At 41.7% G+C, this 25,377-nt stretch carries 25 protein-coding genes and 1 riboswitch; of the genes, 17 read left to right on the top strand and 8 right to left on the bottom strand.

The window, feature by feature from the left end; translation table 11 throughout:
• The first annotated feature begins 59 nt into the window (after window positions 1–59).
• From ABDZ91_RS02245 to ABDZ91_RS02225, 5 genes are all read left to right on the top strand, one after another.
• Window positions 60–1,352 carry an MFS transporter gene (locus ABDZ91_RS02245; RefSeq protein WP_343795938.1) on the top strand — a complete coding sequence of 431 codons (1,293 nt, stop codon included), beginning with the start codon at window positions 60–62 and terminating at the stop codon, window positions 1,350–1,352.
• Between the two features lie 181 nt (window positions 1,353–1,533).
• Window positions 1,534–2,319: a hypothetical protein gene (locus tag ABDZ91_RS02240; protein WP_343795937.1), complete on the top strand. Its 786-nt coding sequence runs from the start codon at window positions 1,534–1,536 to the stop codon at window positions 2,317–2,319.
• A gap of 1 nt (window position 2,320) precedes the next feature.
• Complete coding sequence (locus ABDZ91_RS02235) at window positions 2,321–2,773, top strand: hypothetical protein (RefSeq protein WP_343795936.1); 453 nt, start codon at window positions 2,321–2,323, stop codon at window positions 2,771–2,773.
• A 98-nt stretch (window positions 2,774–2,871) separates the two neighbouring features.
• The gene (locus ABDZ91_RS02230) at window positions 2,872–3,426 is read left to right on the top strand and encodes a DUF3231 family protein (RefSeq protein WP_343795934.1); all 555 of its coding nucleotides are present in this window, start codon (window positions 2,872–2,874) and stop codon (window positions 3,424–3,426) included.
• A 120-nt stretch (window positions 3,427–3,546) separates the two neighbouring features.
• A complete protein-coding gene (locus tag ABDZ91_RS02225; protein WP_343795933.1) occupies window positions 3,547–4,464 on the top strand; it encodes an aldo/keto reductase in 918 nt (305 codons plus the stop codon).
• Between the two features lie 141 nt (window positions 4,465–4,605).
• Here ABDZ91_RS02225 and ABDZ91_RS02220 read toward each other — a convergent pair whose 3' ends face one another.
• A complete protein-coding gene (locus ABDZ91_RS02220) occupies window positions 4,606–5,694 on the bottom strand; it encodes an NAD(P)/FAD-dependent oxidoreductase (protein ID WP_343796176.1) in 1,089 nt (362 codons plus the stop codon).
• A 371-nt stretch (window positions 5,695–6,065) separates the two neighbouring features.
• Between ABDZ91_RS02220 and ABDZ91_RS02215 the strand changes: the two genes are divergently transcribed.
• From ABDZ91_RS02215 to ABDZ91_RS02200, 4 genes are read left to right on the top strand one after another with little or no spacing between them, the layout of a single operon-like run.
• Entirely contained in the window at window positions 6,066–6,911 is an 846-nt protein-coding gene (locus ABDZ91_RS02215) for an ABC transporter ATP-binding protein (RefSeq protein ID WP_343795932.1), read from the top strand.
• Entirely contained in the window at window positions 6,862–7,785 is a 924-nt protein-coding gene (locus ABDZ91_RS02210; RefSeq protein ID WP_343795931.1) for an iron-hydroxamate ABC transporter substrate-binding protein, read from the top strand. The genes ABDZ91_RS02215 and ABDZ91_RS02210 overlap by 50 nt, the downstream gene beginning before the upstream one ends.
• 32 nt (window positions 7,786–7,817) lie before the next feature.
• Window positions 7,818–8,819 carry a FecCD family ABC transporter permease gene (locus ABDZ91_RS02205; protein ID WP_343795929.1) on the top strand — a complete coding sequence of 334 codons (1,002 nt, stop codon included), beginning with the start codon at window positions 7,818–7,820 and terminating at the stop codon, window positions 8,817–8,819.
• The gene (locus ABDZ91_RS02200) at window positions 8,816–9,826 is read left to right on the top strand and encodes a FecCD family ABC transporter permease (protein WP_343795927.1); all 1,011 of its coding nucleotides are present in this window, start codon (window positions 8,816–8,818) and stop codon (window positions 9,824–9,826) included. Before ABDZ91_RS02205 ends, ABDZ91_RS02200 begins: the two co-directional genes overlap by 4 nt.
• A 239-nt stretch (window positions 9,827–10,065) precedes the next feature.
• Here ABDZ91_RS02200 and ABDZ91_RS02195 read toward each other — a convergent pair whose 3' ends face one another.
• From ABDZ91_RS02195 to ABDZ91_RS02170, 6 genes are all read right to left on the bottom strand, one after another.
• Window positions 10,066–10,917: an HAD family hydrolase gene (locus ABDZ91_RS02195; protein ID WP_343795925.1), complete on the bottom strand. Its 852-nt coding sequence runs from the start codon at window positions 10,915–10,917 to the stop codon at window positions 10,066–10,068.
• Complete coding sequence (locus tag ABDZ91_RS02190) at window positions 10,910–11,869, bottom strand: transketolase family protein (protein WP_343795923.1); 960 nt, start codon at window positions 11,867–11,869, stop codon at window positions 10,910–10,912. Before ABDZ91_RS02190 ends, ABDZ91_RS02195 begins: the two co-directional genes overlap by 8 nt.
• Complete coding sequence (locus ABDZ91_RS02185) at window positions 11,866–12,702, bottom strand: transketolase (protein ID WP_343795921.1); 837 nt, start codon at window positions 12,700–12,702, stop codon at window positions 11,866–11,868. The genes ABDZ91_RS02190 and ABDZ91_RS02185 overlap by 4 nt, the downstream gene beginning before the upstream one ends.
• A 306-nt stretch (window positions 12,703–13,008) precedes the next feature.
• Window positions 13,009–14,271, bottom strand: coding sequence for a PTS ascorbate transporter subunit IIC (gene ulaA / locus ABDZ91_RS02180; protein ID WP_343795920.1), 1,263 nt, complete (start codon window positions 14,269–14,271; stop codon window positions 13,009–13,011).
• Window positions 14,272–14,394: 123 nt separating this feature from the next.
• Window positions 14,395–14,664 carry a PTS sugar transporter subunit IIB gene (locus ABDZ91_RS02175; protein WP_343795918.1) on the bottom strand — a complete coding sequence of 90 codons (270 nt, stop codon included), beginning with the start codon at window positions 14,662–14,664 and terminating at the stop codon, window positions 14,395–14,397.
• A gap of 15 nt (window positions 14,665–14,679) precedes the next feature.
• Window positions 14,680–15,114 carry a PTS sugar transporter subunit IIA gene (locus tag ABDZ91_RS02170; RefSeq protein ID WP_343795916.1) on the bottom strand — a complete coding sequence of 145 codons (435 nt, stop codon included), beginning with the start codon at window positions 15,112–15,114 and terminating at the stop codon, window positions 14,680–14,682.
• Window positions 15,115–15,383: 269 nt separating this feature from the next.
• Here ABDZ91_RS02170 and ABDZ91_RS02165 point away from each other — a divergent pair, with 269 nt between their 5' ends.
• The 5 genes from ABDZ91_RS02165 (at window position 15,384) to ABDZ91_RS02145 (ending at window position 19,687) form a co-directional block, all read left to right on the top strand.
• Entirely contained in the window at window positions 15,384–16,715 is a 1,332-nt protein-coding gene (locus ABDZ91_RS02165; protein ID WP_343795915.1) for a sensor histidine kinase, read from the top strand.
• Between the two features lie 244 nt (window positions 16,716–16,959).
• On the top strand, window positions 16,960–18,102 hold the full coding sequence (locus ABDZ91_RS02160; RefSeq protein ID WP_343795914.1) for a saccharopine dehydrogenase family protein: 1,143 nt from the start codon (window positions 16,960–16,962) through the stop codon (window positions 18,100–18,102).
• A 243-nt stretch (window positions 18,103–18,345) separates the two neighbouring features.
• Window positions 18,346–18,531, top strand: a complete 186-nt coding sequence (locus ABDZ91_RS02155) for a hypothetical protein (protein WP_343795912.1) — start codon at window positions 18,346–18,348, stop codon at window positions 18,529–18,531.
• The gene (locus ABDZ91_RS02150; RefSeq protein ID WP_343795910.1) at window positions 18,531–18,728 is read left to right on the top strand and encodes a YwbE family protein; all 198 of its coding nucleotides are present in this window, start codon (window positions 18,531–18,533) and stop codon (window positions 18,726–18,728) included. The genes ABDZ91_RS02155 and ABDZ91_RS02150 overlap by 1 nt, the downstream gene beginning before the upstream one ends.
• A 314-nt stretch (window positions 18,729–19,042) precedes the next feature.
• Window positions 19,043–19,687: a DUF3889 domain-containing protein gene (locus ABDZ91_RS02145; RefSeq protein ID WP_343795908.1), complete on the top strand. Its 645-nt coding sequence runs from the start codon at window positions 19,043–19,045 to the stop codon at window positions 19,685–19,687.
• 52 nt (window positions 19,688–19,739) lie between these two features.
• Here ABDZ91_RS02145 and ABDZ91_RS02140 read toward each other — a convergent pair whose 3' ends face one another.
• Complete coding sequence (locus tag ABDZ91_RS02140; protein ID WP_343795906.1) at window positions 19,740–21,419, bottom strand: methyl-accepting chemotaxis protein; 1,680 nt, start codon at window positions 21,417–21,419, stop codon at window positions 19,740–19,742.
• A 285-nt stretch (window positions 21,420–21,704) separates the two neighbouring features.
• On the opposite strand from ABDZ91_RS02140, the gene ABDZ91_RS02135 reads away from it, so the two are divergent.
• The 3 genes from ABDZ91_RS02135 (at window position 21,705) to ABDZ91_RS02125 (ending at window position 25,110) form a co-directional block, all read left to right on the top strand.
• Complete coding sequence (locus ABDZ91_RS02135; RefSeq protein ID WP_343795904.1) at window positions 21,705–22,565, top strand: aldose epimerase family protein; 861 nt, start codon at window positions 21,705–21,707, stop codon at window positions 22,563–22,565.
• A 259-nt stretch (window positions 22,566–22,824) separates the two neighbouring features.
• Window positions 22,825–22,908, top strand: a riboswitch (cyclic di-GMP riboswitch).
• Between the two features lie 38 nt (window positions 22,909–22,946).
• Window positions 22,947–23,129, top strand: coding sequence for a Spo0E family sporulation regulatory protein-aspartic acid phosphatase (locus tag ABDZ91_RS02130; RefSeq protein ID WP_343795902.1), 183 nt, complete (start codon window positions 22,947–22,949; stop codon window positions 23,127–23,129).
• A 496-nt stretch (window positions 23,130–23,625) separates the two neighbouring features.
• Window positions 23,626–25,110, top strand: coding sequence for an extracellular solute-binding protein (locus ABDZ91_RS02125; protein ID WP_343795900.1), 1,485 nt, complete (start codon window positions 23,626–23,628; stop codon window positions 25,108–25,110).
• The last annotated feature ends 267 nt before the right edge of the window (window positions 25,111–25,377 follow it).

Genomic DNA, 25,377 nt, shown 5'->3' with positions numbered 1-25,377 from the left:
ATTTTTTTAGAAGAAGAGGGTTTTAAAAGAAGAAAGATAAAGTAGAGTGGGTGGCATGGATGTCAAATAGGCAGAATAGCCTTCAAGGTTACATAGATACCCCTGAAAAGAAACAAAGGTTATATAAAAAGACATTACTAATTGTGGTGTTGTCTCAGATTTTTGGTGGAGCGGGTCTTGCAGCAGGGATTACGGTTGGAGCCTTGCTGGCACAAGATATGCTCGGGACAGATCGGTTTGCGGGGCTTCCCATTGCTCTGTTTACATTGGGTTCAGCTGGGGCTGCCCTTATTATCGGAAGGCTTTCTCAACGGTATGGGCGTCGACTTGGGCTTGCTTCTGGTTTTTTGACAGGTGGCGTTGGGGCAATCGGCGTTATTTTGGCAGCTTTAACAAACAGCATCATTCTTCTTTTTGCCTCTTTACTTATTTATGGGGCAGGTACGGCTTCAAATCTGCAGGCTCGATATGCAGGAACAGACTTGGCGGGTCCTAATCAGCGTGCAAAAGCAGTAAGTGTTGCGCTAGTATCGACAACGTTTGGGGCAGTGGCTGGTCCCAACTTGGTTGGGGTGATGGGGGAATTTGCAACGAGGATTGGAGTCCCGGCTCTAGCAGGTCCTTTCATTTTGGCAGCGGGAGCCTTTATTTTAGCAGGATTGATGCTTCTTCTTTTCCTAAAGCCAGATCCACTATTAGTAGCAACTGCTTTGGCTGAAGAAGAAAAAAGAGAGCAAAGTAAGCAATCAAAAGGTCGTGAGCTTCTAGAGCCAGAGGTAAACAAACGAGGGGTTGTCGCTGGAGCAACGGTTATGGTGCTGACCCAAATCGTTATGGTTGCTGTCATGACGATGACGCCTGTTCATATGGGACATCATGGTCATGGCTTGAGAGAGGTCGGTCTCATTATTGGGATACACATTGCAGCAATGTATCTACCTTCTTTAATCACAGGTGTTCTTGTGGACAAAGTTGGGCGCACAATTATGGCCTCAGCATCAGGAGTTACCCTCTTAGCAGCCGGCGTAGTGGCAGCTATAGCACCAGGTGAATCTATGGTAGCCCTCGCGATTGCCCTTGCTTTACTTGGACTCGGTTGGAATTTTGGACTTATTAGTGGTACTTCCATAATCGTCGATTCAACTACTCCATCCACTCGGGCTAAAACGCAAGGATCAGTGGATGTTCTCATCGCTTTATCCGGTGCATCAGGAGGAGCGCTTTCGGGGATGGTGATGGCAAACTCGAATTACGGCACCCTGTCAATGGCGGGCGGAGTACTTGCATTGGTTCTAATCCCTGTAATGATTTGGTCACAGAACTATTCCAAAAAGGTTATTCAAGAAAATTAAAACTGCGTAAATGAGATAGTCATCTTACTTTTAAGTGAGATGGCTTATTTTTTCGTTGTTTTCGCATACAAAATTACTTTAGCAATAGTTAAGTCAATTTAAATCTACCGCAAAATGTATGAAATGGGTTCCTTTAAAAAATAATACCGTTATTGATGCTAATTTGGCTTGAGGTGTACGGATGAATGATTTTAAGAAGAGGCGGTATCGCGGAAAACTAGCCCATCTCAGTATTTTTGGAACGACACAAATACATTTAAGAAATCCTTATATTGTAGCTATGTGGTCGATTGCTTTTCCAGGCTATGGACACCTTCTCCTTTCCAAATATCTAAGAGGTTTTTCCTTAGTCCTTTGGGAGCTATTTATCAATCAAAGTACTCATTTAAACACGGCAATGGTGTACACGTTTATTGGAGAAATCGATGCAGCTAAAGAGGTCTTAGATATACAGTATATGCATCTCTATATCCCTGTTTACTTATTTGCTATTTGGGATAGCTACAGGACCACAGTAGATTTAAATCAAATCTATCTGATTAACGAGCACGGTTCTCCGCCAGCTAATCAACTAATCATTAAACCATTTGAAGTGAATTATCTGGATAAACGAAACCCGGTGGTAGCTGCTTTTTGGTCAATGACCATTCCTAGTGTTGGGCAATTATATATTCACAGAATCTTTGGAGCTATCTTTACTCTCATTTTGACCGTTGTCTTTATCCACTACTCCCACTTCCTAGAAGGGGTTCATTATTTATTGATAGGCGATATAAACAAATCAAAAGAAGTGCTAAACATGCAGTGGCTTTTATATATGCCGTCTTTCTACTTTTTTACAATTTATGACTCTTATATGAACGCAGTTGAAAACAATAAACTTTATGAAACGGAACAAAAAAATTATTTGAAAAAATATTACCAACCAGCCAATTTCAAAGTGAAGAAGGGTATTAAGGTGGGCTAATATGCAGGTTTTTGCTACATTTGACCATTCAGCTTATTTAGAACTAGCCATTAGGAAACTAGAACAAGATGGCTTTTCAGACATATTTGCAGTTCCATTGGATAGTCGACAGGAAGAGCCTAAACTTTTTGACACAATCCATCGTTCTGATGGAATATCCCTCATTAACAAAGGTTTGTTTCTTGCTGTGATTTTCTCGGTTATTGGTGCAAGTCGCGGCTTTATTTTAGAATGGGGTCCTATTTATTGGGGGCTCATTGGTGCAGGTGGAGGATTTCTTCTGGGCTTTTTCACTGACTTAATCATCATTAAAGCAAAAAACAGGAAGAAAAAGTTACGGAAAAGTAAGCAATCAGAAGTCGTTCTAATTGTTGATTGTAAAGATGAGGATGGAAGTAAGGTTGAAAAAATCCTTTGGAATTATACTGCTATAGGGGTTGCAAAAGTGAAGTGAAGGTTTATGGGTCGCATTATGGCCTCTATCCAATGTGGAAAATAATTTACATCTTTTCTTTTCGCTAGGAAAAACTACCGTCATAGGAGGTGAACGCAGTGGCTAATCCGTTTGAGGCGGTTTGGAATATACTTAAGACAACTTTGGATAATATGGATGAACCTCACACCCCTTTACACGTGATTGAAGTGGGGGATTGCTGGACGTATTTGGCTTTAATAGAGGAATTTATCCGGTATGAAGAAGTTGGCTTAAATACAACTAACGACGATGAAGTTATTGAAATGCTGACGGACGTCATTAAAACTTGTGAATCACAAGTTAGAAAGCTTAGTAAATTTATGAGAGAAGAAGGACTCCCATTACCAGAGGTTACCTCAGCCAAACCGAAGTCGGATCATAATGATATCCCTCTTGGGGTCAAGCTAACAGATGATGAAATTGCCAATGGAATGTCTTTTAAAGTGGTAAGTTGCCTGCAATTCTGTGCTAAAGGGCAGGTTGATGCAATTCGGAATGATATAGCTATCATTTGGCTCGAATTTTTCACAGAGTGGGTGGCAATCGGAACGACAATTAAGACACTGATGAGAAAAAGAGGTTGGCTGAAAGTACCGCCGTATTATTATCCACCGGGTGCTCCTAAACAATAATCTGGCCAAAAACCAACTCGAAGCGCTGGAGTTGGTTTTTTATTGGTGAAAGCATTCCATTATTAAAACCAAAGCAATTCAGTTATGATTAGGTGGACTATACATACGGAGGGTCAGAATTTGAAAAAAATTAGATTAGGTACGAGCGACATAAAGGTGAGCGAAATTTCTTTAGGTTGCATGAGAATGGGGCAGCTTTCAACAGAAGATGCTGCAAAAGTGATTGGCAGTGCAATGGAAGTTGGCATTGACTTATTTGATCACGCGGATATCTATGGCGGGGGAAAATCAGAAGAGGTTTTCGCGGAAGCTGTAGGCATGAACCCCTCTATTCGTGAAAAAATGATCCTTCAGACGAAGTGTGGAATTCGAAAAGGATTTTTTGATTTTTCCAAAGAGCACATTTTGAATTCTGTTGAAGGAAGTTTAAATCGACTCAAGACCGATTACATAGACATTTTACTTCTTCATCGTCCAGATACGTTAATGGAGCCGGAAGAAGTGGCGGAAGCATTTTCTGAGCTGAAGGAAAGCGGAAAGGTTCGATATTTTGGGGTTAGTAACCAGAATCCGATGCAGATTGAGTTGCTGAAAAAGTATTTAAAAGATGATTTGATCATCAATCAGCTTCAGCTAAGTCTCATGCACACTCCGATAATTGATGCAGGGTTAAATGTGAATATGATGAATGATCCGGCTGTTGTTCGGGCGAGTGGGGTGCTTGAGTACAGTCGTTTGAACGATATGACAATCCAGGCTTGGTCTCCGTTTCAATATGGAATGATTCAGGGGCCATTTGTGGGTAATGATGAGTTCCCTGAAGTGAATGCAAAGCTGAGGGAGCTTGCTGAGAAAAAAGGAGTAACGGATTCAGCCATTGCGATTGCTTGGATTTTGCGTCATCCTGCGAAAATCCAGCCGGTTGTTGGTTCGATGAATCCAGCACGATTGACGGAGATTGTGAAAGCATCTAATGTGGAGCTATCTCGAGAAGAGTGGTACGAGCTCTATCGTGCGGCGGGGAATGAGTTGCCGTAGGTTTATGAGTGGAGGGTCGGTGCGTTGGCAGTGACGCCTAAGAGAATCAGAATGTTTGGGGGAGAACCCGCATGTAAAGTGGTAAAAGCTTAGCATCCCTACACGTTCAAAAGGTCACCCCTAAAGGTGACCTTTTCGCATTTACTTCGCCAAAGCTTTGAGGTGGGACAAGGTTCCTGTCCCCTCTGTCCCACGTTGCCGGATTTGTTTGTTGCGTTCTTCAAAGACTTCGTTATGGGAGGAGACCATGGCGAAGCCGGATGCGTCTGGTTGGATGTATTGTTTTGCTTTGTTGACGGCGTTGGCTGCATCTTGGAAAGCACCTGCAATTAAGTGGAGCTTCCCGTCGTATTTGAGAATGTCGCCCGCAGCATAGAGGCCTTCTACAGATGATTCGCTGTTCGGGTTGCCAGCAATGTAGAAGTTATCAAGCATTTTGATATCGAGTTCACTATTCTCAAGTAGGGAGGAGTCCTGTTCGAAACCATGGTTTATGAGCACGTCATCTACCTCAATTTCCACGACTTCACCTGTTTCACTGTTGGTGAGCTGAACCCATTCTATTTTTTCTTTAGTGTCTGAAGTCTTTAAATTAGTAATGGTAGAGTTGAAAAAGATATCGGCAGAGCTGTTCATTAACTGTGTGACTTGGGCTTCATGACCAGAAAGCTGATCCTTGCGATGCGTGACATAGACTTTTTTAGCCACAGGCTCTAACTCATTCGCCCAATCCACTGCACTGTTTCCGCCACCAGAAACGAGCACCACTTTTTCTTTAAAATAGCTTAAAGATTTTACTGTGTAGTGTAAGTTCGAAATGCCGAGAAGGTCTTGACCTTCAATCTGTAATTTCTGAGGTTTTAAAATCCCACTTCCCACAGCCACAATGACGGTTTTGGAGAGATGCTCACGTCCGGACGCCCCTTTTAGCACAAATAGCCCTTCTTCGTTCTTGGAGATAGACGTAATCTTCTCATTCAACACAACTTCTGGATCAAAGGTAAGCCCTTGTTCTACTAATTGCTCAATCAATTTAGCCCCAGTAGTCGGCGTGAGACCCCCGATATCCCAAATCATTTTTTCTGGATAGATGTGCACTTTACCACCTAATTGGGGTTGTGCGTCGATAATCTTCGTCTTCATTTCTCGTAATCCACTATAAAAGGCAGAATACAATCCAGCGGGGCCACCCCCAATGATGGTTACGTCAAAACAGTCTGCTCTGTTCATCATTTCTCACTCCCAAAACTTTATGTAAGCGGAGGTTGTGTCACGTCATGCGAATTGGCATTCAAGGGGACACACGTTCCGCTAATTCTATAAAAATGGTACTTTTCAGCGTTTAAACGGACACAGGTTCCGTTATTCGGTCAAAAACTAGTAAAAATGAGGTGAAATCTAGCAAATAACAGATTCTGAGTCCGGTTTATCTTCAAAAACGATAGATTTAATGTGAATAATGGAACTGGTGTCCGCTTCAATAAGAATATCCAAAAATGATATTGACAATCATTCTCAATCAACTTATAGTTACATTGTACTCGTGTTGATAATGATTATCAATATCGAAAATAAGAAAAAATTTATTGGAGGCTGTACACATGGTTCGCCTTTACACAGAGGATCTTCATATTGGCTACGGGGAACGGCTGATTGTACGGGATTTGAGCATTGAAATTCCAGACAAAAAAATAACAACCATTATCGGTTCGAATGGTTGTGGAAAATCGACACTCCTGAAAGCGATGACACGTATTATCCCGCATCAAACAGGCTCAATCATTCTCGATGGAAGCCATATTTCAAAGGGAAGTACGAAGGAATTAGCTAAAAAAATGGCGATTCTTCCTCAGACACCAGAAAGTGCAACAGGCCTATCTGTTGGGGAACTGGTTTCATACGGTCGCTATCCTTATCAAAAAGGGTTTGGTCGCTTAACCACCAAAGACATGGAAGTCATCAATTGGGCGTTAGAAGTGACCGGGACTCTAGATTACAAGTATCAATCTGTTGATTCTTTATCTGGCGGCCAGCGCCAACGCGTATGGATTGCGATGTCACTCGCACAGGAAACAGACATGATTTTTCTTGACGAACCAACTACATATCTCGATATGGCTCATCAACTAGAAGTTTTGGAGCTTCTGCAAAAATTAAATCGAGAGCAAGAGCGTACCATTGTGATGGTTCTTCACGATTTAAACCAGGCAGCCCGTTTCGCAGATTACATGATTGCTATGAAGGATGGAGAGATTGTAAAAGCGGGAACAAGTGATGAAGTGATAACTCGCGACGTACTTAGAACCGTTTTCCAAATCGATGCTTCGATTGGACGTGACCCAAGGACCAATAAACCGATGTGTATGACCTACGATCTGATAAAAGGAGACGATAAACATGAAGAAATTGAGACTTTCATTCCTGCTGTTAGTGGCGCTCGTGCTTAGTGCTTGTGGAGCTACTGCTGATCAAGGAACATCGGGAGATTCATCTTCTGACACTAAAACTGAATCCGAAACGATTACGTACGAATCTGAAAATGGGCCAGTTGAAGTCCCTGCTGATCCACAGCGTGTAGTCGTTCTTTCAACGTTTGCTGGAAATGTATTAGCCCTAGATGTCCCAGTTGTGGGTGTTGACTCTTGGTCTAAAATGAATCCTCGCTATGAATTAGAGGGTGTCGAAGAAGTGACAGACGAAAATCTAGAAAAAATTATAGAACTAGATCCAGACTTAATTATCGGTCTTTCTACTATGAAAAACGTCGATAAACTAAAAGAAATTGCACCGGTTGTCACGTTTACATATGGAAAACTGGACTATTTAACGCAACACTTAGAAATTGGAAAACTATTAAATAAAGAAGAAGAGGCTCAAAACTGGATTGATGACTTCAAAGAGCGTGCGGCGGCAGCAGGAGAAGACATTAAAGCAAAAATCGGTGAAGATGCTACGGTTACGGTTATTGAAAACTTTGACAAAGAGCTATATGTTTTCGGAGATAACTGGGCACGTGGAACAGAAATTCTTTATCAAGAAATGAAGCTAAACATGCCTGAAAAGGTAAAAGAAACAGCGTTAGAACCAGGTTACTATACGTTGTCACTTGAGGTTTTACCTGAATTCGTAGGGGACTATCTCATAGTTAGTAAGGCAGAAGAGAAAGAGTCTTCCTTCATGGAGACTGAAACGTTTAAAAACATTCCGGCAGTTAAGAATGGCAATACTTATGTTGTGGATTCGAAAGAGTTTTACTTTAATGATCCGATTACTCTTGATTTCCAACTCGAGTTCTTTATGGATTCCTTCTTAGGAGAATAAAAATCTTTAAATAAAAAGAAGAGCTGATTCGCATGACCACTAATCATTTAAGAGTTTTATATAAATTCATAGGCATCACACTCTTGTTTGTTGCGACATTCTTTGTTTCTATGATTTTTGGAGCGGCTGATACAAGTGTGAAGGAAGTTTGGCTTGCCCTTACGTCAGAAGTAAAAACAGACACCATCACGATGATCAGAGAAATTCGTTTACCGCGAGAAATTGCAGCCATTTTTGTAGGGGCTGGCCTTGCCGTGTCCGGTGCGATTATGCAGGGGCTTACAAGAAACCCTCTCGCGGATCCGAGTTTACTAGGTTTAACAGCAGGGGCTAGTGCTGCCCTTGCATTAACCGTTGCGCTGCTTCCATCGGCTAACTACTTTGCCATTATGATTGCTTGCTTTTTCGGTGCCGCGATAGGTGCGATTTTAGTGGTGAGTATTGGTGCAGCCAAAAAAGGTGGTTTTTCTCCACTTCGTATTGTCCTAGCAGGGGCTGCGGTTTCAGCTTTTCTTTTTGCCATTTCAGAAGGGATCGGAATCTATTTTAAAATCTCAAAGGAAGTTTCCATGTGGAGTGCAGGTGGCATTATCGGAACGACGTGGGGACAGCTGAAGGTTATTGTTCCTTTTATCGTAGTGGGGATATTGATTGCTATTTTCCTTTCCAGACAGCTTACCATTCTCAGTTTGAATGAGGAGCTAGCCGTCGGTTTAGGACAGAAAATAACCCAGGTTAAGTACGCTTTATTTATTGTCGTTGTGTTACTTGCGGGTGCTTCTGTTGCTTTAGTTGGAAACCTAGCTTTCATTGGTCTTATGATTCCACATATTGTCCGTGCTATCGTAGGGACTGATTATCGATTTATTTTGCCGATGTCCGCCATTACGGGTGCAACGTTCATGCTCATTGCCGATACGATTGGGAGAAATCTCAATGCACCGTTTGAAACGCCGGTAACGGCCATTGTAGCGATGTTAGGTCTTCCTTTCTTCCTCATGATCGTACGTAAGGGAGGGAAGGCGTTCTCATGATTCATCCAAGTTTAATTAAAAAACAAAGATTACTAGTTGTGGTTTTTCTAGCATTGATTGTGGTGACGACGGTAACAAGCATGTCAATGGGATACTCTTCTTTATCGATCGACCGGTTGTTACCAACAATTTTGGGGCAGGGGACTTTTAAAGAAGAATTCGTCTTATTTTCGGTTCGATTGCCCCGAATTGTAATCACGCTGTTAGCTGGTATGGCCTTAGCGGTATCTGGTGCCATTTTACAAGGGGTCACACGGAATGATTTAGCTGATCCAGGGATTATCGGGATTAACTCGGGAGCTGGAGTCGCAGTGGCAGTCTTCTTTCTTTACTTCCCGATTGATTCTGGAACCTTTATTTATTTGTTACCAGTTGTTGCTTTTATTGGGGCACTGATTGTTTCAATCTTGATTTTCCTATTTTCCTACAGCAAGCAAGTAGGCTTCCAACCGGTTAAGCTGATCCTCATCGGTGTCGGCTTTTCCATGGCTATGTCAGGAACCATGGTGTTGTTGATTTCATCCTCCGAACGGGAAAAAGTCGACTTCATCTCCAGATGGTTGGCAGGCAGTATTTGGGGAACGGATTGGCCCTTTATTTTAGCGTTGTTACCCTGGCTCGTGGTGCTGATTCCTTTCACACTGTATAAAGCCAATCAGTTGAATATTTTTAGCTTGAATGAGCAAACTGCCGTTGGCGTTGGGATGCCAATGAAAAAGGAACGCTTTTTGCTGTTGTTTACCGCTGTTGCTTTGGCTGCTTCGGCCGTTTCCGTTACAGGAGGAATCGCATTTGTTGGACTTATGGCACCTCATATTGCGCGTGCATTAGTAGGACCAAGACACCAGTTGTTTTTACCGATTGCGGTTTTGCTCGGTGGTTGGTTGTTGCTGCTAGCAGACACGATTGGTCGGAATCTAGCTGACCCTGAGGGAGTTGCAGCAGGGATCATGACGGCATTGATTGGTGCGCCATATTTTGTTTATTTGTTGTTGAAGAGAAGTTGAATTGAGAAGCACCCAATTCCATTGAAGAAATGGTTGTTTTTATTTTCTATCGTAAGAAGTAATTAGTGATTTGCTCTAAGCTATTATAGCAACAAATTTCAACATAGTTTTACACACGCGAAATTAAACAAACGTTTGTTTAAAGGTCAAACTATTATTGCTATAAAAGCATTCATTTCATTTCCAGGGAAATTCGAAGTCGTTTTATGTCGGACAAGTAAAAAAGAGGGTGATATGTATTACTCACCCTCTTTGAACCTTTTTTCTAAATATAAATAAAGCCCATCCTCTTCATAGGAGTGTTCTGTGATTTCATCAACTTGGTGTTTTATATAGTTCTCAGCATTTCTCATAGCAACAGAAGTACCCGCAAGCTGGAACATGGGAATATCGTTTTCACTGTCGCCGATGGCTAAAAGTTGGGATGGAGCTAGGTTAAACTTTGTCAATAAAAGCTCGAGTCCAGTTGCCTTCGATACACTTTCAGTCATGATTTCTACATTGTGTAGAGAGGAAGAAGAAATAGAGAATTCATCTTTTTTCATTAGCTCGTTTAGGGTTTGTTTCCACTCGGATATTTTTGCCGTATCCATACTGAAGAAATAGACCTTCACAATATTTTTAAGCGGTGACTGTTGGACCCATTTAATCTTGTGAGCAACTGCGTTTTTTCTGGAGTGCCATTCATGCTCGTGTAAGGTGATAGGAGGATCCCCACTAACTTCCGAATACATATAATGTTGATCAGCCTTGTAAGAAAATCTCGAGCCGTTATCAGGGTGAATCTCGTAATATAGCTGTCGTTTTTTAGCCATGGCAACAACTTTTTCCACTAACTTGGGTGCTAGGCTGTTTTGTGCAATCTGGCTCTCACCGATGTAGCAGCCCATTCCATTTGCGGTTACAACTCCGTCAGCTTCAAAGTCTTCCGGTAGGACTTCTTTGACCTCTGTCATAGTACGTCCAGTCGCAAGAAAAACTCGCATTCCATTTGCCTGCAATTTCTTGAGATAGCTGGTTAACATGGGTGAAATGGTTCCATCAGGACTTAACATGGTGCCATCCATATCGAGAGCGAGTGCTTTAATCATGTTGACTACAACCTTGGTTATAAAAATTGTAGAAGGTCTGCTTCAGTTTTTCACTACTTAACCCGTGAAAATCAAGCAACTCCTGATCCTTACCACATTGGCTGTACTCGTCTTCTATTCCAATTCTCGTAACAAGAATAGGGTGGTGAGAACTAGTATACTGAGAGACCGCGCTGCCAAAACCACTTGATATAAAATGTTCTTCGACTGTTACGAGGTGCGAGTGGGATTCAGCTAGTTTTTTTAAAAGGTTGTGGTCTAAAGGTTTAATGGTAGGGAAGTGAGCATGGGTGAGTTGAACGTCTTCAGTAGCAAGTTCTTTAACAGCTTTATAGACTCTAGGTGACATGCTCCCCGTACTTAGTACGGCTATTTTTTCACCCTCATGTAAAATTCGTCCTTGGCCAATGGTGAATGGGTGGTCAGATCCTGGAAGAATTTCTAACGTTTCGTCTCTGGATAAACGGAGGTAGGTTGGTCCCTTATGTTCATTCACTGCTTCCATGGCTTGAACGGTTTCCTCTGCATCTCCAGGTGCGATCACCACCATGTTAGGAAGGGTTTGCATGAGTGCAATGTCCTCAAAAGAATGATGGGATTTGCCTGTGTTACTAGTGAGCAATCCACTATAAGCACCCACTAATTTTACATTGAGGGATGGTTGATCCACACTAACCACAATTTGATCATAGGCTCTCCTCGTTAAAAAGGCGGCAAAACTGCAGACCCACGGGATTATGCCGGTTGTAGCTAGACCGGCAGCCACTCCGACCATGTTTTGTTCAGCAATGCCCATTTGAAGAAAGGAAGAAGGGTTCTGCTCTTCCACCATGGATAAGCGGGTTGAGTTCCCGAGATCACCGTCGAGCGCAACGACTTTAGGATTCGTTTTGGCCATCTCCGCAAGTTTAGCTCCAAAGGCATTTCTCATGCTTTTTGTTGTCACTTTCATTGTGGAATCCCTTCTTTCAATTGCTTCATTGCCTCATGGTATTCTTCTTTGGTCGGTACATTTGAGTGCCATTTGAATTGATTTTCCATGAAACGGACGCCTTTTCCTTTGATGGTGTGAGCGATGATGATGCTGGGCTTTCGCTTGCTTCGGTTAGGTAGGTCGGTCAGGGCCTGTTTGATTTGGCGTGTATCGTGGCCATCTATTTCAAGGACGTTCCAGCCGAATGCTTTCCACTTTTCTGCAGGATTGCTGTCTGGTGGCCTGCGGCTTTTGATGTTTTCGTTGGCCCAACCATATTGTTGAAGCCGGTTGTTATCAAGGATCACGATGAGATTGTTGAGTTTGTAGCGAGTTGCAACATGCGCTGCCTCCCATACTTGACCTTCTTGGGATTCTCCGTCACCTAGGAGACAGTAAGTTTTATAGGCTTTTCCTTGCAGTTTTGCCCCCAGTGCCATGCCGACTGCTGCAGAAAAACCTTGGCCGAGTGAGCCGGTGGACATATCAATTCCAGGCAGCTTTGTCATATCTGGGTGAGCTTGGAGTCTCGAATGTAGCTCGTCAAATGTGAAAAGCTCCTCATAAGGGAAGTAGCCTCTGAGTGCGAGTGCTACGTATAAAGCGATTCCTGAGTGGCCTTTTGACAGAACGAAACGGTCACGGTCTTCCCATTGAGGCTGGGTTGGGTCAATGTTTAGGACATCAAAATAGAGTACGGCTAGGATATCTGCCATGGAAAGAGGACCGCCGAGGTGGCCTTGTTTTTGGCGATATACAGTTTCAATCACGCCTTGGCGGATTTTTTGAGCTTGGATGTCTAAGTATTGCATAGGTGATGGACCTCCAGGATTTTGTTTTTTTATCGTGGTGGGGGAAGATACTAGAACTGAGAGTGGGTTGAGTGCCGGTTTTTGGTTAGGTGTAGTGCAAATGGGAACTAGAAGTAGAACCGAGTGCCAGTTTTGGGGTTGGTGCAATGAAAAAGGAACTAAAAGAGAAAACGAGAGCCGTTTTCACGTTCGGTACACTGTAAACCCAAGTCCCCATTCCAACCCTTACCGAACAACAACGGGCAATGAAGTGAAATTCAATGCCCGCTAAAAGATATATGATGAAAATCCGGTTATTAAAACAAACTAAAACAAGTTAGCAAGAAACCCTACGATAATCCCAATCACACCAAAATCTGAATCTCCGAATGTTGTATTCTCGAAACCTAGGTTTCCGAGAACAGGAAGAAGGAAGGCTGGAATGAAACTGATCAGCACGCCGTTAACGAAACCACCAACTGCAGCCCCGATTCGGCCACCTGTAGCGTTTCCAAACACCCCAGCACCTGCTCCTGTGAAGAAGTGAGGTACCAGTCCTGGAATAATGAGCGCCAATGAGAAGATTCCGAGTAAGAACATGCTGATGAGACCGCCAATGAAACTAGCAATAAAACCGATCAATACAGCCGTTGGCGCATAAGGGTACACAACAGGGATATCCAATGCTGGCTTTGCGCCTGGCACTAATTTTTCAGCGATACCGCGGAATGCCGGTACGATTTCCGTTAGAATCATACGAACCCCAACCATGATGATGCTGAATCCAGCAGCAAACGTCACACCTTGCATAATCCCGAACATAATGTAGTTTTGTTCACCAGCGTAAGTTGCCACCACATCTGGGCCAGCGACCAGCACGAGAATAACGAACATAACAACCATCGTGATTGCAGTTGCCACAAGAGAATCTCTAAGGAAAGACCAGTTTTCAGGGATCTTCATATCCTCTGTGCTTTTATTTTTATCTCCGACCGCTTTTCCGACATAGCCGGAAGCGACATAACCAATTGTTCCAAAGTGACCGATCGCAATATCATTTCCACCTGTAATTTGGCGCATGAAAGGCTGACCAATGGCAGGCATAAGCACCATAACAAAACCAAGAATAAGAGAACCAATAAGTACAAGCCAGAACCCGGATAGACCTGCTGTTCCAAGCACTGCAGATAGAAGAGCTGCCATGAAGAAAGTATGATGACCTGTTAGGAAGATGTACTTCATTGGAGTGAAGCGAGCGAATAGAATGTTTGCGATAAAACCAAAGCCCATGATGAGAGCAGTTTCGGCTCCAAGCGTTTGCTGAGCAAGTGCCACGATCGCTTCGTTGTTCGGAATGACGCCTTGGACGTCGAAGCGGTCAAATATAATGCCACCAAGTGAATCAAGAGAACCGATGATGACGCCAGCACCCGCACCGAGAATCAGGAAGCCGATGATACTTTTGAGTGTGCCTGATAATAATTTTGAGACCTTTTCACGCTGAAGGAGGAGCCCAATCAAAACCATAAGACCTACAAGGACTGCTGGAATACTGAGAATCTCATCCATTAAAAACTCGAAAAAACCCATTGTTTACACCCCTTTTGTATAGTTGAATGGTGTGGGACAAGGTTCCTGTCCCTCTGTCCCGGGCACGCCCGACCCCATCCCGCCGCGCCGCCAGTGCAACAAGTGGGACAAGGTTCCTGTCCCCTATGTCCCTAGATGCGCCAGGATGGCCTGTTCGACTTCGGTTTCGCTTGCGATGTTTTTGATGGCTTTTACATCGGCACGACCTCCTTCCAGTTGCGATACGAATTCTTGGTTGGTGAGGATTAGGTCTGCTTGAATACCGTTTGCGGTTCCAATGTCACATGCTTCTACGTCTGCCTTGATGCCATGCTTTTTGAGGACTCGGTCTGCAGTCATTTTTAACATGAGGCTGGATCCAAAGCCCATTCCACATACAGCTAGAATCTTCATACTCATTCACTCCTTTTATATATAAAACTTGGATAACACTTCATGGAGTTCTTCGACGGATTGCGCTTCCATTATTCGATTCAACGTGTTCTCATCTTGAAGCCATTCTGCGATTGTTTGGAGGAGATGAAGATGAGAACTCGAATCTACGGCTGCAAGACAGATGAGAAGCTTCACTTCGTTTTGACCGAAATAGGTGGGTTCTTTTAATACAAGGACGCTGATTCCTTTCTCCTTTACGCCACTTTCGGGACGCGCATGGGGGAGGGCGACCTTTGGGGCAATGATGATATATGGTCCGAGCTTTTGAATGTTCTCAATCATTGCATCTATATAGCCGGGTTCAATTTTTCCATCAAGAAGAAGTAGGTTTCCACTTAATCGGACTGCTTCTTCCCAGTTGTCTACCTGATCTATGACAGAAATGAACCGTTCATCAAAAACAGTCATATCGTATCCATCCCATCTAGTGCTTGTTTTACTATGATTTTTATGCGGTGGTGGACGGGAATATGTTTGTGTGAATTAGAAGAAAATGAATGGATTTTTATGGGAATTTGTATTTTCCTGAGCACATGAAAAAAGTTTAAACAAACGTTTTTTTAAACTTCTTTTCTAGTGTATTTAACTGCCCTGAATCTATTAAAAAGTGATATAATGACAGTAGTGCGAAAATTGTCGAAAATGAAAGAATTATTTTATTTTTTTGAGGTACTCCGATGAACAAATTACTCTCCCAGAATGGAACGCTACGGAATTTGGATAAAGTGAAGAAGGTCATTACTTTTTCCATATTGATCTTACTTATATTAACGGCATTGAACGTTGTCGTTTCCTATATGAGTACGAAGAAGGCTGTCCACATGTCTATTGCGAATCAAACGCTTGAAATGGCAAAGTCGATTGCCGATTCGATTGATATTGATACATATAAAAAGTTTCAAGAAAACCCTACGATGAATGATGAATATTGGGAAATTCGGGACTATTTAAATGAAGCTCGAGAACAAATTGGTGCTTTGTATGTGTATACCCTGAAAATTGAAAGTCCAGAGTTGTCCCGAGGGATGATCGTTGGCCTTCCTGAGGATGTTCCCAATTTTTCAATAGGTGAGGAATGTACGGTACCACCTGAACAAGTGAGATTAGCCTATGAAGGAGAAACCTTCTATACGGATGTCATTGACGACCCAAATTACGGAAATTATTTTACGGTTGGAGCTCCTATTATAGATGAAAACGGGGAAGTCATTGAGTATATCGGCATTGACATGAGTACGAAGACATTGAATTCGATTGGTGACGAAGTCGTTAAAAGTAGCATGTCGACGTTTATTTTTAACGTAGGTATAGTTTTGATCTTGGTTCTTACCTTTTTACTCATTCAAAATTGGTATAAAAAAGAGCTAAAGAAAGCTGTTGGGGATACGGAACAGACGTACCAGGATGAATTTCGTACGTTGATTCATTCGGTAAAATCAATCAGACATGACTTTTCCAACCATATACAGGTGGTTCATGGGTTGCTTGAGTTGAACCATTACGAACAAGCAGCGGCGTACGTAAAATCAATGAAAAAAGAGGTCCAATTTGTGGATTCTACTTTTCACGTAGAGAGCCCAGCACTTTTGGTTCTTTTACAAACAAAGTGGGTAGCTGCTCAAAATAACCAGATTTCAGTTGATTTTGAGGTGCATAAGGATCAGTTTGAAGAAGTAAAAACGACAGATTTAATCAAGATATTGTCCAATTTGATTGATAATGCGATGGATGCAACCATGGCGTTACCTAATGAGGACCGCAAGTTAAAAGTGGTGTGTAAGAAAGACGGCTCAACCTATTATTTTGAAGTTGAAAACACGGGCCCCACTATTCCGGATGACCATCGGGAGCAAATTTTTCAGCATGGGTTTAGTACAAAGAAGGCAAAGGAAAAGACTAGAGGCTATGGGCTAGCCATTGTGAAAGAAATTGTGGAAAACTATGGCGGGGACATATCGATTGAATCAGCCAATGAGATTACGAGATTTATAGTGAAAATTCCCGTTTAGGAGCAGGAGATCATTCCTGCTCCTTTTTGGTGATTTTTTCCTGTAATCAGCTTAATCCATTATATTTTCGCAAGTGCTAACATATAAAAATCTATAGGGAGTTTTAGGTTGTAAAGCGAAACTTCAACTATCTGAAATTGAATTCCCGAACCAGATAGCTATACATCGACATCCCTAGATATAGTTTTTGAAGATGCTGTCTGTGGAAAATAATATCTATGTCTAAAGGGGGATCATTGAAACTATGAAAATAGGGGTACTCGGCTCAGGATTGATGGGGAAGGAAGCAGCTCGTGATTTGGTGTTAAGTGATGGTGTGGAAAGTGTTGGCTTGGCGGATATTGATTTAGACCGAGCTGAAAAGGTGTGTAAACAGCTCAATTCCCTAAAGTTGACAGCCTATCAAGTGGATGCAGGGAATGCGGAAAGTTTAGCTCAATTTATGAAGCAGTTTGACGTGATTATTAACGCATTGTTTTATTCCTTTAATGAAATTGTGGCAAAAACGGCCATTGAAGTAGGAGTAAGTTCAGTTGATTTAGGTGGCCATATTGGGCACATTACGGATAAAGTTTTAGAGCTTCATGAGGAAGCGAAGGCTGCAGGTGTTACGATTATTCCTGATTTAGGGGTTGCTCCGGGCATGATTAACATTTTGTCAGGCTATGGGGTTAGTCAGCTCGATCAGGCGGACTCGGTATTTCTGTATGTTGGAGGAATTCCAGTTAGACCAGAGCCGCCGCTCGAATATAATCATGTTTTTTCTATGGAAGGATTGATGGACCACTATACCGATCCGTCTTTCATCATTCGAAATGGAAGTATGGTTGAGGTGCCATCTCTTTCTGAGGTCGAAAAGATTTATTTTGAAAAATTCGGGCCATTAGAGGCCTTCCATACTTCTGGTGGAACATCGACCTTGCCGAACTCATTTCCATACTTAAATACGCTGGAATATAAAACGATACGCTATCCAGGTCATGCTGAGAAATTCAAGCTGTTAGTAGATTTGAATTTAACGAAGGCGGATTACGAGGTGGAAGTGAACGGTCAAAAGGTTCGACCGAGGGACGTTTTATTAAAGGCCATTGACCCGATTGTTGAGTTGAAGGATAAAGATGATGTGGTCCTTCTTCGGGTAAAAGTGAGTGGTATTAAGGATGGCGAGCCTTCGAGTTATGAGTACGAAATGGTTACCTTTAAAGATCGAGTGAACCAAGTAACAGCGATGGCGCGTGCAACGGCCAATACGATTTCGGTTGTCGCACAAATGATTGGAAACCAAACCATTACAGAAAGAGGCGTGGTGCCTCCGGAAAAAGTCGTGCCGGGGGACGTTTATATTCGGGAGATGCTGAAACGTGGGGTTGAGATTGTGGAGCGGTAATGATGAGGCCAGTTGATATGGAAAGGGAATTTTCTGATAGAGGCAGTGAAATTTCTTATAGAAGCTTCAAAGTTTCCGATAAGGGCGGGCGGTGAAGCTTCAAGTAGAAGCCATAAAACTCCCGGTTTGACCCACTTCCAATAATAATTTCATCCCTTTATATTTACTTTCGAACTTTTATCACACATAATCGTAATAAGTTATAATAGACGAACTAGCATAAATTTGAGGGAGGCACTTCCAATGGCAGAAAATAATGAGCCCAAAAAGAAAATGAGCCTACAAGAGGCTATGAAGCAGCAGCTGGCAAACAAAAAGAACCAAAATTCGGCCGGTAAAGGAAATACAAATGCAGATCTTTCTACGAAAAAAATGAAAAGTCAGCAAACGAAAAAGCCTAGTAATACTCGTAGAAAAATGGGTAGCTAATGAATGGTCAACATCGAAAAAACGTTTCACCGGGTATATCTGTTGATATCGTTTTAAAAAAGGATCAAAGAACAGGTGCGCTTACTAGGGGCATTGTGAAAGATATTCTCACCAAATCGGAATTCCATCCACATGGAATAAAAGTAAGGCTAACAGATGGCCAGGTGGGACGTGTCAAAGAAATACACACATCATAAAAGTGGCGAAAAGCATTCAAGTCGATAACTTGAATGCTTTTTTACTTGTGATGGTTATTCGATTTAGTAGTAAAACAGTGAATTCATCTACTAAGGAGCTGTAATGAAAAATTTAAACAAACGTTTGTTTAAATTTGATTTGCCTTGTTATTCTTTGCGTAATCTTCACGCCATCCGAGCGTATTCCGCGCTATCCCTGCGTATTTCCCCCCACCATATCCCCACGTTCATCCATAGACTACCAACTCCCAGTCACAACCTAGACTTTTCCAAGCATAAGCTATCCTGGGGGTTTGATGACAGGAGGTATGAACATGTATCAGAACTATTATTACGGGAATCCGTATGGACAATATCAAGCGAATTCTTATGGGCAGTATTCTTATTATGACTACAGGTATCATTGGTTCATGATGCGTCAGCAACCCGTTCGTGGGCAGGCTTCGTGGACGGATGGTGGGAATGTAACGAAGTGCGGAATTCCATGGTCGGACAATAAATATATGACGGTTGCGGTTTCTCAGAATTCACCTTATCAATGTGGAGAATCGTTAAAGGTTCGGAATCTTTCTACTCCCGGTGGTAGAGAGGTAATTGTTACGGTTGTCGATCAGGTGGCTGGCTACCCGGCTAATAAGATTAACCTTCATCGGAAGGCGTTTGAGACTCTGGGGGCGAGTACCAATCAGGGTGTAATCAATGTTGAGATTATTCCATCTCCAGAACTAGAACAGGAGAAGTGGGGCAAGTATTTATTAGAGCTGACTCAAACGGCTTATCCAGGTTACCAGGTGAAGGATTATAAGACGATTGGTAAAACAGAAGTGTCGGCTGAACAGACGAGGGAAGTGTATGAGTTTAACCTGCAGTCCCCACAGGAGAGTATTAAAGTACGGGGAACGGTTTTATATAATCCGAAGACGGATCGTGTAATTTCGTTTGATTTGAAGGAAGTTTAATAGAGAAAGGCCTCAAGCAGAACGGGTCTGTGAGGCCTTTTTATTATGAAAATTATAGTTTGAACTGCCCAATCAAGTCATTTAACTCTTCTGCGAGTTTAGCAAGTTGATCTGCACTTCCAGCTACTTCTTCCATGGAGCTGTTCGTTTGCTGAACAGAGGCTGATGTTTGTTCAATACCAGCAGCAGACTCTTCGGAGATGGCAGCTATTTCTTCAATGGATTTGTTCATTTCTAGGTTACTTTTCGCGATATCAGCTAGGTTAGAAGAAATCCCTTGGATGCTTTGAACCATTTCGTTTACAGCAGAGTTGATGGCTGTAAAGGTTTGGCCAGTCGTTTTAATTTGAGCTGTTCCTTTTTCCACTTCTTCATATCCAGCTTGAAGGGATTGAGTAACGGTGCCTGTTTCAGTTTGAATCGCATTTACAATTCCTGTGATTTCTTTAACCGACTGTGTCACTTGCTCAGCAAGCTTTCTTACTTCTTCTGCTACAACGGCGAAGCCTTTACCATGTTCACCAGCTCTTGCTGCTTCAATGGAAGCGTTGAGGGCAAGGAGGTTCGTTTGTTCTGCCACATTTTTGATGACAAATACTAGCTTTGACACATCTTTAGAACGCTGGTCCAGTCCTTTCACTTTTTGGACAGCATCTTGAACAATTTGATCAATGGTAGCCATCTGTTGAACAGATAGATCCATTAGTTTGGTTCCTTCTTCAGCTTTTTGAAGGACATTGTTCGATGTATGGTGAATGTGTTCTCCGTTGCTGTTTGCTTCCTGTACTTTTGCGGAGAATGAATCCATTGCTGATGAAAGGTCTCCAGCGGTGTTGGCTTGTGACTCTGACCCAGCAGAGAGTTCTTGCATCGTGGATGCCACTTGTTCACTACCTTCTTTTACCTCATTTGCGGATTGTGTAAGTTCCTCACTTTGCCCCGTAACAGACTCAGATACAGTGCTGATTTTACTTAATAATTCTCTAATTCGTTCGTTCATTTGGTTCGTTGCTTCAACAAGCTGACCCACTTCGTCTTTTGAGTTTGACTTCAGTGGCTTCTGACTTAAGTCACCTGATGCGATGAGCTTCATTCGGTCCATAACCGTTTTAATTGGAGCCGTAATCATTCTGGAAGTGATAATAGCTGCTACCACGCCAAGGATGATCGACAGAATGGAAATGATTAGACCAATTGTAAAAACGGTACTTCCGTTTTGAATAATTTGCTGTCCGTCGTCTTTGATTTTGTCTTCTCGTGTTTGTGCTAGTTTTTCAAAACCATCAATGAGACCTTGAGCAATAGGCTGAACCTTTGTTGCCAAAATGTTCTGCGCTTCTAAAACGTCTCCGTTATCATATGCAGTAAACACTTCATTCACTATGATTTCACGCCATAGTTCACTTGTATCAATGAGAGATTTAATCTCCTGACTGTTACTTGCCGTTAAAATTTCTTCCTGGACCTTGATACTGTCCTGAGTATATCGGTTGAAGCTTTCTTTGTATTCTTCATTTCCATACAAGACATAACCACGTGCTAATGCAACCCCTTGTGACACATTGAATGCTAACTTCTCATCAGCAATCAAAAGGGGAACCTGACGATCAATCATATCACGTGTTTCTTCATTGCTATTTTTAATCGCAAAGAAATTAAACCCGCCTAAAAGCAAAGTTAAGAAAATTACAACCGAGAACCCTAACAAAATCTTGTACTTAATACTCTTCATTCTGTCACTCCTAAGATGGTAATAGTGTTCGACAGGTACCTGTCGTGTCTCGAATTTAGTCGAAAAAAGGCTCCAACCTTCCGCACTCTGAAACCTTTACAAGGCTACTTCGAAAACTTTCATTCTCATACTATGTTTTTCGGATATTTAAAAGAAAAGTTTAATAGGTGATTGGTCTGATTCGACAAGTTCTGTCACCACCGGAAAAATGTCGATTGGTGTGCAGGGTGTATGTTATGGTCATAATAAGATGAGGAAGTATTTGTGAATGTAGGAGGAAATAAAATGTACGAGATAAATCAGTCAGAGTTAGGACCTTATCAGGTATGGGAGCTACGAGGTGGGGGTACCTCACTTCGCGTTGTACCTGAGCGTGGTGGAATTATCATTGGCTTTGAGGTTGATGGCAAGGAAATTTTATATCTCAATGAGGATACCGTGTTGAATCCAGAGGCAAACATTAGAGGCGGAATCCCGATTCTATTTCCGATTTGTGGTCAGCTTGAGAATGGTGAATACACGATTGACGGGGAAACTTACTACCTGAAAAATCACGGATTCGCTCGGGATTTCCCATGGGAAGTAGTGGGGCAGACAACAGAGGGAAGAGCTTCTCTTACGCTCAGACTTGCGAGCAGCGAAGAGACTCTAAACATGTACCCCTTTGAATTCGAACTTCTTTTTACCTATGAGATAAAGGATGGGGAATTGGTTATCTTACAAGAATATGTGAACAGGTCGGACCATTTCATGCCAATGTATGCGGGCTTTCATCCTTATTTTAAAACGAGTCAGAAGAAGCTTACATACGATATGAATGCGACTCAGTACCTTGATTACAACGATGATCAAGTTAAGGAATATACGCCGACGCTAGACCTGAATTCTAAAAAGGAAGCCTTCCTTGTGTTAGATCCAAAAGGCAACGAAGTATCGTTCCCACTTGAAGAAATAGGTAAGAAGGTGACACTATCCTTTGGACCCGAGTTCAAGTATGTGGTGCTCTGGACAGAAGAAGGGAAAGATTTTGTTTGTGTGGAACCGTGGATGGGTAAGATGAATGATTTTCAGGATATGGAATCTATTCCTGTGATTGAGCCGGGTGAGGCGTTGGTGTCGAAGGTTAGTATAGTGGTAAGTAACTAAAACGCGGGGCTGATCAGTTCCTCGCGTTTTTTTATAGTAACCAATATACTTATATCCTCGTTTAAAAGAAATCTCAGAAAAACTAGGATAAAAACCTCATTTAATATCCTGATTTAAAAGGATTTTAATACAAACCTATCCACAGAACCCCACACCTATAAAATATGATGTCATTTTGTTGTAATTTTTCTAAAAATTCTGTATTATACTTCTAAACCTTCTTCTTTCATCTCTAAATGGAAGAATCCAAATTGCGTTTTATACGAAAAGGCAAAGCCATCTGAAAAGTGGTGACGCAAAGCTTTAGGGGCTAAGTTTTTAAATAAGCCAGCCAGTTACCGAATAATAACTCCAGTAGAAACGGCAGAGGGGGGATGTAGTTTGGATGATAGAAAGGCTCAGTCCTTAGAGATGATTAGTCATGATATCCATGTATTAAGGGGATTGATGTATAAGGTTAAAGAAAGAGTAGGGAGTATGGATGATCCTCTCGTCTTAGAAATCAGTCAATACTTGGATAGCAAACTCAATCAACAGGGAGAAATGATTAAATCCATTAGGTGAAAGAGAAGATGATAGAATCCAGTTTTTAGGAAGTTTTAAACCTGTTTCAAAATGAAACTAGCCATTATATTTTTTTAGTATTTTAAGTTTTACATATGATTTACGGCCTCATTCATACAAAGAGTGAGGCTATTTTTGTTCTATGGGGCATGACAGGCACTTGTCGAACTGTCGGAAAATTTGGTTGACAGGTTCTGTGGTTGGGAGTAACATGAATACTATAAGAATATGAAACCGGTTACACAAACAAGATTTGAAAAATAAGAGTATACAAGTCAACACAACTGAACGATGAAGTTGGTTTGGTTTTTCTTTAAAGAAATATGTAACCGGTTCCACATCTTGATATTTTTTGAGTATTTGAAGAAAAATACAGGTAGCATACCCGCAGCCTTTGACACCCAAGATAAGGACTTGCTGTAAAAGGGGAATTGCCATTCTTTTTCAGTCTCAAGAGTATCAGCACATTTATCATTAAATTCAAGGGGGAAATGAAATGAAGAAATCTTTTTTACTTTTAATAAGCCTATTCATGGTTTTGGGCTTACTAGCTGCTTGTTCTCCTGATAAAGAGGATACAAAGCAAGATAACAAAGACAATGATGGAGAAGCAACAACGATTCAAATTGTAATGAAAGATGACAATAGCTCCAACCCTGTATCTGAACCATATTTTGATGCTATTGAAAAAGGGCTATTAGAAGATGAAAATATTAAGGTGAATTTTGAATTAGTAGATCTTCCACAAGGTAACTATGCTGAAAAGCTTAACCTTTTGCTATACAGTGGTGAGATTCCAGATATGATTTATTTCCAAGGTGGCGATCAAGCCATTGCAGAGCAAGGATTACTTGAGGATTTAAGACCTTATATTGAGGACTCTAAATATCTGAAGGATATCATTCAACCATATAACGAGCAAAGACTTGAAAACTATCCATATCTTCTATGGGTTAAGCCTCTAGCTCCAAAAGTTCCAGTTATTAGAGGAGATTGGTTTAACCAAATGGAAACGTCAGCAGCACTTATGGAAAACCCAACTGTTGATAATTACTATGCATTCTTTAAAGAATTAGTTGAAAAGCAACCAGGTGGTAATGGTAAACCTGCATACGCACTAACGGTTGCAGGTGATATCGCTGAAATCGATTTTACATTTGACATGGCGTTCGGAATTAACCAAACATGGTTGAAGAAAGATGACGGTACGTATGAGTACGCAAGAGTTTCTCAACAACAAAAAGAAAAATTAGAGTTTTATCATAAATTATATGCGGACGGATTATTAGATCCTCAATTTTTAACAAAGCAATGGGATACAAAAGAAAAAGCTTTCTATGATAGTGAAGCAGCAGTGATTCCTGGTACAGCTGGTAAAGTTATCGATATTTACGATGGTAAAATGGTTCAAGTAAATGGAGATGATGCATCATTAGTATTGCTTCCACCAGCAAAAGGTGAATTCCAAGGCTACGGTGCTACTGATGTTACGAAAGAATCTAGAGGAATTGCGATTTCTTCTCAATCTGAGAATAAAGAGCTTGTATTCAAAATTCTAGATTACATGGCAAGCCCACAAGGACAAATGATTGACCGATTTGGTTTTGAAGGTGAACACTACAATATTGTAGATGGAAATATTGAGCTTACTGATAAGTATTACAGTGAGTGGTTTGCAAGATTCTGGGAGCCAGTTGAATTCACTTCTCCTACTCCAGTATCTGAAAAGACACCATTATTGGGTGAGTCTGCTTCAAAATCTCTTGAGGATGCACAAGAATTCTATGCAGAAGATAATAGTTTTATTATCCCAGAAGAATACGTAGCAAACTGGGATGCTATGCAAAATCTGTACAAAGAATTCACAACAGATGTGATTACTGGAAAGCGTCCAATCTCTGATTTCGATGCATTTGTTGAAGACTGGTACAGTGCAGGTGGAGAGCAAATTACAGAATATGCGAATGAAACTTTAAAATAATCGTTAAAAAAGATAAGTGGAGACTCTGTTCTCCACTATTTCTTTAATCAGGCTCTTTTATTAACGCTGTTTTCGCATACTTTATTGCTTTTAGACAACATTTGGTTCCATAAACATAGGTCGTTGATTTCCGTTGCAGGTGCTTGCTTTCCGCGGGCGGTCCGGGAGCCTCCTCGTCGCTACCGCTCCTGCGGGGTCTCCCTTGTCCCTTCCTCCCGCAGGAGTCAAGCACCTTCCACTCCAATCAACTGCGCTTAAATCATATGT

The organism is Bacillus carboniphilus, from assembly GCF_039522365.1.
Taxonomy (GTDB): domain Bacteria; phylum Bacillota; class Bacilli; order Bacillales; family JC228; genus Bacillus_BF; species Bacillus_BF carboniphilus.
Note: the sequence above shows the minus strand (reverse complement) of the source record. Positions and strands in the feature narration are given on the sequence as shown.